The following is a 6,745-nucleotide window of genomic DNA, read 5'->3' as shown; positions in this document are numbered from 1 at the left end:
CCAATATTCTAGCCCAACCGGTGAGCTGGCTTCTATTTAGCTCTTAATTCACATTAAAGTAACCTGAAACATCATGGTTGGTTTTTGGGCTCACAAAACTTAAATAAGTCTTTACCTCATCATTATCTAAATTTTCTTCATCGCCCGAAGTGTTTGCATAGGAGGTTAAATTTATGCGTGCCGCTTGATGAATTTTGGACAAATCAATCGAAATAATGCTTACCGGTTCCAGATCAGCATTAACTTGCAACATCTTTTTGTCTTTTATCATCGCAATCAACAAGTAATCATACTGTTCTTTATAGCGCACAAAAACAATATACCCTCCCGTAGAAGTAGGTTTGGCTTTTGCTTCCCTGGCAAGCTCAGCCAGACATCTTGAGCTTAAAGCTAAGAACAGGTCATCCGACTCATCTTCAAGATATTTATCTGTGTAGTTTGGAAATTCATTGGTCTCATGCTTTCGGGAAAAGGTACCATAAATGGCATGATTGCCTTTGGTGCTATAAAGCTTGCCAAGCCCGTCAACCAGCTCAATAACCATAGGCGAGCTAATATCTAAAACCTTGTCGGCCAACTTTGTTTCAGCCGTTGATGCACCAGAGTCTTTTAATAACTCATGAATGACTACTTGCTTAATTTCCATTAAATATCCTTAATTTTAAAAAACGTTATCACTAACCTGATCTGCACTGCCATTAATCGATTCTTTCTCTCCACCTTATATAAAATCAACTGAGTTAGCAAGTATGAGCAACACTAAACATCTTGCATGATTTTGATTTTTCTTCTTCTCCTGTCACCCTCCGCATCCTAGATGATTTTGGCAGTACTGTAGGTTAGGCATGCCTTTTATGCTTTACATCCCGATATTTCAATATGGAGACAGATTTCTATTTTCCCCATCGCCGGATGCTAAAGCTTTTAAATAACAACGCTGTAACGCTGTAAGGTGGATTCGCCCATAGGCAATCCACCACGATTGTAATTGGCGTTGTACGCTGATTGGTGGTTTGCTATCGCGAAACCACACTACACTTTTCAAAGCCCCAGCTCATCCAACAATTGCGTAGCCCGATTGGGGGTTGCCGCGCAGTTAGGCTATCAGGAAACGCTACTTCGCTTCTTCCGCCAATGCTTGAGTGGATAGTTCAAACATCAGCTTGTTCAGGCCGATGCCACGTACTTTGGCAATGTTCTTGAGCCTTTCCACATCAGCATACTTTACCGACTATAACCAATTAGGTTATTATCCGCTCATGGAAAAACAGACGCCTCACTATAAGTTACCTGTCGTTAACGCCATGATTGACGCTGGAAATATACGCGCAACAAAAGCTGCTCGCGAAGGCGGCACGGCATTAGGATTTGATTTCGACAGCATGCTTGCTGTCGTTATGGCGCTTACTCCAACCGATTTCTATAAGAGCATGACCACTCATGCGGATCATCGGATTTGGCAAGACGTTTATCGGCCAATCACACCGGCTGGCGAAGTCTACCTGAAACTCACGGTCATTGATGATGTCCTCATCGTGTCCTTTAAGGAGCTATGAATATGAAATGTCCATCTTGTGCGGCGGCAGAATTGGTGCATGACACCCGCGACATGCCGTATATCTATAAAGGTGAATCGACCATTATCCCCGCAGTAACCGGCGATTTTTGCCCGGCCTGCGATGAATCCATTTTGGATGCAATCGAATCGCGGCGTACGATGAATTTTATGCTGGAATTCAACAAGCAGGTGAATGCATCGATTGTCGACCCTGGATTTATTGCCAGCGTTCGTAAAAAGCTCAAGCTTGACCAACGGGAAGCGGCAGAGATTTTCGGCGGCGGGGTCAATGCCTTTTCACGCTACGAGAATGGCAAGACCAAGCCACCCTTGGCACTGGTAAAGTTGCTAAGGATACTTGACCGTCATCCAGACCTACTAGACGAAGTTAAGGCTGTTTAAGGTGCAATCCATAAGTGCTGGCACTGATTTGTTCGATGACTCCCTGATTTAGTTTTCTGCAAACAACCTCGGAAATAAAAACTCAACCGATTCACTGCCGAAATGCAGCGATACAGGGCCTTTCGGAGTTTCCGACTGTAAGATGCCATCATTGATTAAACTTGCAAGTACCATGCGCGCACTGCGCTCTTTCAAGCCGGTGATACGTTCGGCTTCACCGCGTGGCATCTCGCCTTGCATCAGCACTCTTTCCAAAATATAAAAGGCCTCCGGTTTTAACGTACGGCTTTCCACATAGGCTTTGAGGCGCTCGGCCAAGCGGTCAAATTCGAATAGGCCGCTCATAAAGCCCACCTGATCGAGGCACACTTCTAAAAACCAGCGTATGAACTCGACCAAGGCTTTTTGGGATAAGTTTCCACGGCCATCCAGGTCGCCTTGCCTTGGCGTATCGGCATAATCCATCTTGCTCTTGTAATCTTGTCGACTTTCCAGACCGCGAGCGAGGCCGCGCGACACCGACCAAAGCCCTGATGCGCCGATTCCGGCGGTCAAACCCATCGCATGACTCATCAAGCGGCTGACTCGACCGTTTCCGTCTGCAAATGGATGGATATAGGCCAGACGGTGATGCGAGGCGGCCATGGCGATGATCCGTTCGCCCTTGCCCATCGAAGCCAAGCGGTAGCGTTGCTCGAAGTAGCGCACAAACTCATCGACACGGCCGCTATCAGGCGGAATATGCCTTCCCACCGAAACATTGTGTTCAGGTCGCGAACGAAGCGCTCCAGGCTCCATTCGAAAGCCATGCTTCCCGTTGTCTATCCAAAGCATGGATTCCGGCGCATCGCGGTAAAATTCACGATGCAGCCAGCACAAGAACTCGGTCGATGCCGGTTCCGGCAGATTCCCTGCCGCATAAAGCCGGTCAATCGTTTGTTGCAACCTGACATGAGCACGCGCTTCGATTTGGAAATTACGGCGCAACGCGTCCTTTTCCGAGGTATAAATAAATCTGGTGTATAGCAAACTTGAATAAAGGTGGCGACCTCTGCTGAAATTAGATTAACGAAATCGAATAATCAGCAAAAAAGGTACGCCATGAACAAAGATAACATAAAAGGACTGGATATTGCCGGGACAATAAACGATAGCCTGACAGAGCTATTGAGGCATGGGGCGCGAGGCCTCATAGAAAAAGCGGTTGAAACGGAACTGCAATTTTTTCTGAGCCACTATGAGAACATAACAGACCAGCAGGGACGAAAAACGGTAGTCCGCAACGGTTATTTACCGGAACGAGACGTGTTGACTGGGCTGGGATCGATAACGGTTAAGGTGCCTAAGGTACGGGATCGTTCCGGCACCGGGATCAAATTTAACTCGGCCATTGTTCCGCCTTATGTGCGCAAAGCCAAACGGGTCGAAGCGGCTTTGCCCTGGCTGTATTTACGCGGCATTTCCACGGGCAACATGCAGGACGCCTTGTCGGTTCTACTGGGGGAGGAAGCGAAAGGTCTGTCGCCGGCGGTGGTCTGAAGATTATCTGGCCTGGAACCGCCGAGATTTGGCCGATGAAAAGATTGTCTACCTCTGGGCGGATGGCATCTACTCGACATTGAGAGGCGAGGATGACCGCCTGTGTTTATTAGTCATTATTGGCGTGAATGAGCGAGGTGAAAAACGCTTATTAGCCTTGTCTGACGGTTATCGTGAATCCAAGGCGTCTTGGCTCGCACTCCTACAAGATTTAACCGACAGGGGGCTAAAGACAGTGCCGAAACTGGCTATCGGCGACGGTGCCTTGGGCTTTTGGGCGGCCTTGGATGAAGCATGGCCGCAAACCCGCTGTCAACGCTGCTGGGTACACAAAACCGCCAATGTGCTTAATGAATTGCCGAAAGCCATCCACGGCAAAGCCAAAGCGGGGTTGCATGAAATCTGGATGGCTGAAACCAAAGCTCAGGCAGAAAAGGCATTTGATCGGTTTGTACGGGATTTTGGCGCAAAGTATCCCAAGGCGACCGGCGTTTTGAGCAAGGATCGGGAGGTATTGCTCAGTTTCTACGACTTTCCGGCTGAGCATTGGGCGCATATTCGGACGACCAATCCGATAGAGTCGACCTTTGCTACAATCCGGCATCGAACCACCCGAACTAAAAACTGCGTTTCTCGTAACACGCTGTTGGGATTGGTCTTTCAATTGGCGTTGTCGGCTGAAAGAAGCTGGCTTAAGTTACGAGGTTTTGATCGCCTACCTGAGGTGATCAAAGGGGTAAAGTTTCAGGATGGGATAGCGGTTTTAGATGAAGTGAACGATATTGAATATAAACAGCAGAATGTTGCCACCGATTCAAATTAACCATACACCAGATTTGACTATATCTCTCCTTTTCCAAATCATCCGCCAAGGCCCGCTCAATATCTCTTGGCTTGGTATTATGCCCTTCGATAAGATTTGAGTAATAGCAGTTCATAATCCGAACCAGCTCAGCCAGACTGGAGGCTGTACTCGGATGTAACCGACCGGCAATTCTTTCTGACGAGGTTGTTAGATTGGCGATCAGATCTGTAATTCCAATCGGAATGCTGTCAAGCAGGCAGGGCTCGATTCGATAAGGCGTTTCAATGGGAAGTGACATGCCGATCTTATAATCTCGCAAGATATTGTTTTTATAAGATGAAGTATACTATTTTTTTACAATTCCGCCGATTTTTATGCCGATTACAGAAATTAGCTTAATCTATTGTTTTAACTAATGTTTGATTGCCGATCACACAGAATCCGTGCCGATCTTAATTGAACAGTCCGTCATACCGGCATGGTGAACTTTTTTAGATAGCCACGATCAATAGCCTCACTTAATCGCCCGCAATAAATTGCCGCAATACAGCTCCTTCCCGGTTTTTGCAGGCATCCACAGTTGTCTTATTTCCAGTTGCTTGGCAGAAAAAAACTGCCCGGCGGACGCTGCCAAATCGGCCGTCTCTATTTGGGGCGAGTAAGTGTTAAGAATTAAAAACGCCCCCGGATTCATCAGCCCGTGTGCCGTTTCTATCAAGGCGGCCAAGTTATTTTCCAACTTCCATTTTTCGCCTTTTGCGCCCAATCCCCAAGCGGGCGGGTCCATGATGATGCCGTCGTATTGATTGCCGCGCTTCAATTCGCGCCGGGCGAATTTTAACGCATCCTCATGCACCCATTTGATGTCGGAAAGATTAGATCGCTCCTTGTTTTCGTTAGCCCAAGTGATCAGCTGTTTGACCGAATCCACATGCACCACTTCCGCTCCGGCCTCACGGGCAACCAACGAGGCCGCGCCGGTGTAGGCAAATAGGTTTAAGACCTTTTGACCGGCACCAAGCCGTTCTTTAATAAAGCGCCAATTTGCCTGCTGCTCGGGGAACAGGCCGACATGCTTGAATTTGGTCAACTTCAAACCGAAACTTAAGTTTTCGTAACAAATAAGCCATTGTTCGGGAGCGTGCGGTTTGATGTTAAGCCAGCGGCCTTGGCTTGATGATTGTTCTTCAAATTCCCAATGCGCCATGTCTTGCCATTGGGAATAAGACCACCCCGATTTGCAATTGGCTTGAATTTCCGGGCGGATAGTGATGATCGTTCCCCAGCGCTCCAGTTTCTTGCCCTCGCCCGCATCAAGCAGCTCGTAATCGGACCAAGGCCGACCGTATTCGCGTGGAATTTTTTCGTGTGTCATTGTTCTATTTTAGCTACTGTTTCGGTTAGCCTTAGCGATAACCGATTAAAGTTCAGGGTTAAAAACAGCCTCATTGTATACCAAATTCACGCCATCGATTTCGGCTTCCGGACGCCCCATTCCCTTGTATCGGAAAACTGTCTTTTTGCGACTATTCGCGTAGAATCGTTAGACTTAATTTATCCGACATTCCTTTTATGCGTTTCCACCCACTCTTATTCATATCGTTCATACCCTTCATTGCTCACGCCGAACAACTCACCGTTACGCCATACCGGCCCACCGTATCCAACCCGGCGGAATTATCTGCATTACGGCATCTTGAAGTTGAATTCGGCGCACAATCGAATCAGCCCGGCATGCAAGAGGAACGCAACAGCCTGCCTTTCTTGTTGAAATACCCGTTTGCCGATCAATGGGGCTTATTGGTGGGTGGCGAAGCGTGGATTAAATCCCGTAACACGGACGAAACCATTTCCGGTTTTGGCAACACCTCGGTGCTGCTTAAACATTATTATCCGATTAACCCGACCTTGGCTGTCGGTTTTGAGGCGGGAGCGGTCTTGCCGTCGGCGCGCCAGTCGCTGGGACAAGGGCGAACCGACTATTTGGCCAACTTTATTGTCAGTCAGGATATTTCCGACTTGCGGATTGATGTAAACGCAGGCCTGACGCGAAAAGGGCTTAAAGAGGATGACCTGGATCGATACCGGTACAACTGGGCGATAGCCGCGTCGCAAATGTTCACCGAACACTGGGGCATTGCCGGGGAATTTTCAGGCGTTTTAGCCCAACAACAAAAACCGACCAGCCAGTTTTTAGCGTCTCTAAATTATCTAATGACGCCCCAACTCATGCTGGATTTTGGCGGCACGGCAGGCATGACCCGCGTAACTGACAACTATACTGTTTTCGCCGGATTTACTTTGTTAATCGCGCCTTAAAATCTTATCCAAACGTTTATACTGCAAACGGTCATGAATTGCGCATTTTTGAATTCCCTCACCCCAGCCCTCTCCCGAAGGGCATAAGTATCTACACAACTTTGCCTAAAAATTGCTGGGCC

General features: G+C 47.9%; 6 protein-coding genes and 1 pseudogene. 4 read left to right on the top strand and 3 right to left on the bottom strand.

The genetic code is table 11. The features are described from left to right. Positions 1 to 43: 43 nt before the first annotated feature. Positions 44 to 646: a nucleoid-associated protein gene (locus V7051_RS24090; RefSeq protein WP_333879300.1), complete on the bottom strand. Its 603-nt coding sequence runs from the start codon at positions 644 to 646 to the stop codon at positions 44 to 46. A 553-nt stretch (positions 647 to 1,199) separates the two neighbouring features. Between V7051_RS24090 and V7051_RS24085 the strand changes: the two genes are divergently transcribed. Together V7051_RS24085 and V7051_RS24080 are read left to right on the top strand one after the other, a co-directional pair. Beyond that, a complete protein-coding gene (locus tag V7051_RS24085; protein ID WP_333879299.1) occupies positions 1,200 to 1,556 on the top strand; it encodes a type II toxin-antitoxin system MqsR family toxin in 357 nt (118 codons plus the stop codon). Positions 1,557 to 1,558: 2 nt separating this feature from the next. Continuing rightward, on the top strand, positions 1,559 to 1,960 hold the full coding sequence (locus V7051_RS24080; RefSeq protein ID WP_333879298.1) for a type II toxin-antitoxin system MqsA family antitoxin: 402 nt from the start codon (positions 1,559 to 1,561) through the stop codon (positions 1,958 to 1,960). Positions 1,961 to 2,008: 48 nt separating this feature from the next. Here the strand turns inward: V7051_RS24080 and V7051_RS24075 are convergent, their stop codons facing one another. Continuing rightward, complete coding sequence (locus V7051_RS24075; protein WP_333879297.1) at positions 2,009 to 2,947, bottom strand: Fic family protein; 939 nt, start codon at positions 2,945 to 2,947, stop codon at positions 2,009 to 2,011. A gap of 114 nt (positions 2,948 to 3,061) precedes the next feature. On the opposite strand from V7051_RS24075, the pseudogene V7051_RS24070 reads away from it, so the two are divergent. Then, positions 3,062 to 4,322 (top strand): annotated as a pseudogene (locus tag V7051_RS24070) (IS256 family transposase). Positions 4,323 to 4,818: 496 nt separating this feature from the next. Here the strand turns inward: V7051_RS24070 and V7051_RS24065 are convergent. Further along, the gene (locus V7051_RS24065) at positions 4,819 to 5,679 is read right to left on the bottom strand and encodes a class I SAM-dependent methyltransferase (RefSeq protein ID WP_333879296.1); all 861 of its coding nucleotides are present in this window, start codon (positions 5,677 to 5,679) and stop codon (positions 4,819 to 4,821) included. Positions 5,680 to 5,876: 197 nt separating this feature from the next. Here V7051_RS24065 and V7051_RS24060 point away from each other — a divergent pair, with 197 nt between their 5' ends. Further along, entirely contained in the window at positions 5,877 to 6,623 is a 747-nt protein-coding gene (locus V7051_RS24060; protein ID WP_333879295.1) for a transporter, read from the top strand. Positions 6,624 to 6,745 lie beyond the last annotated feature (122 nt).

The sequence above is a fragment of the Methylobacter sp. genome (assembly GCF_036845245.1).
In the GTDB taxonomy this organism is placed as follows: domain Bacteria; phylum Pseudomonadota; class Gammaproteobacteria; order Methylococcales; family Methylomonadaceae; genus Methylobacter_A.
The sequence above is the reverse complement of the archived record's forward strand: the minus strand, read 5'-3'. Positions and strand labels throughout refer to the sequence as shown.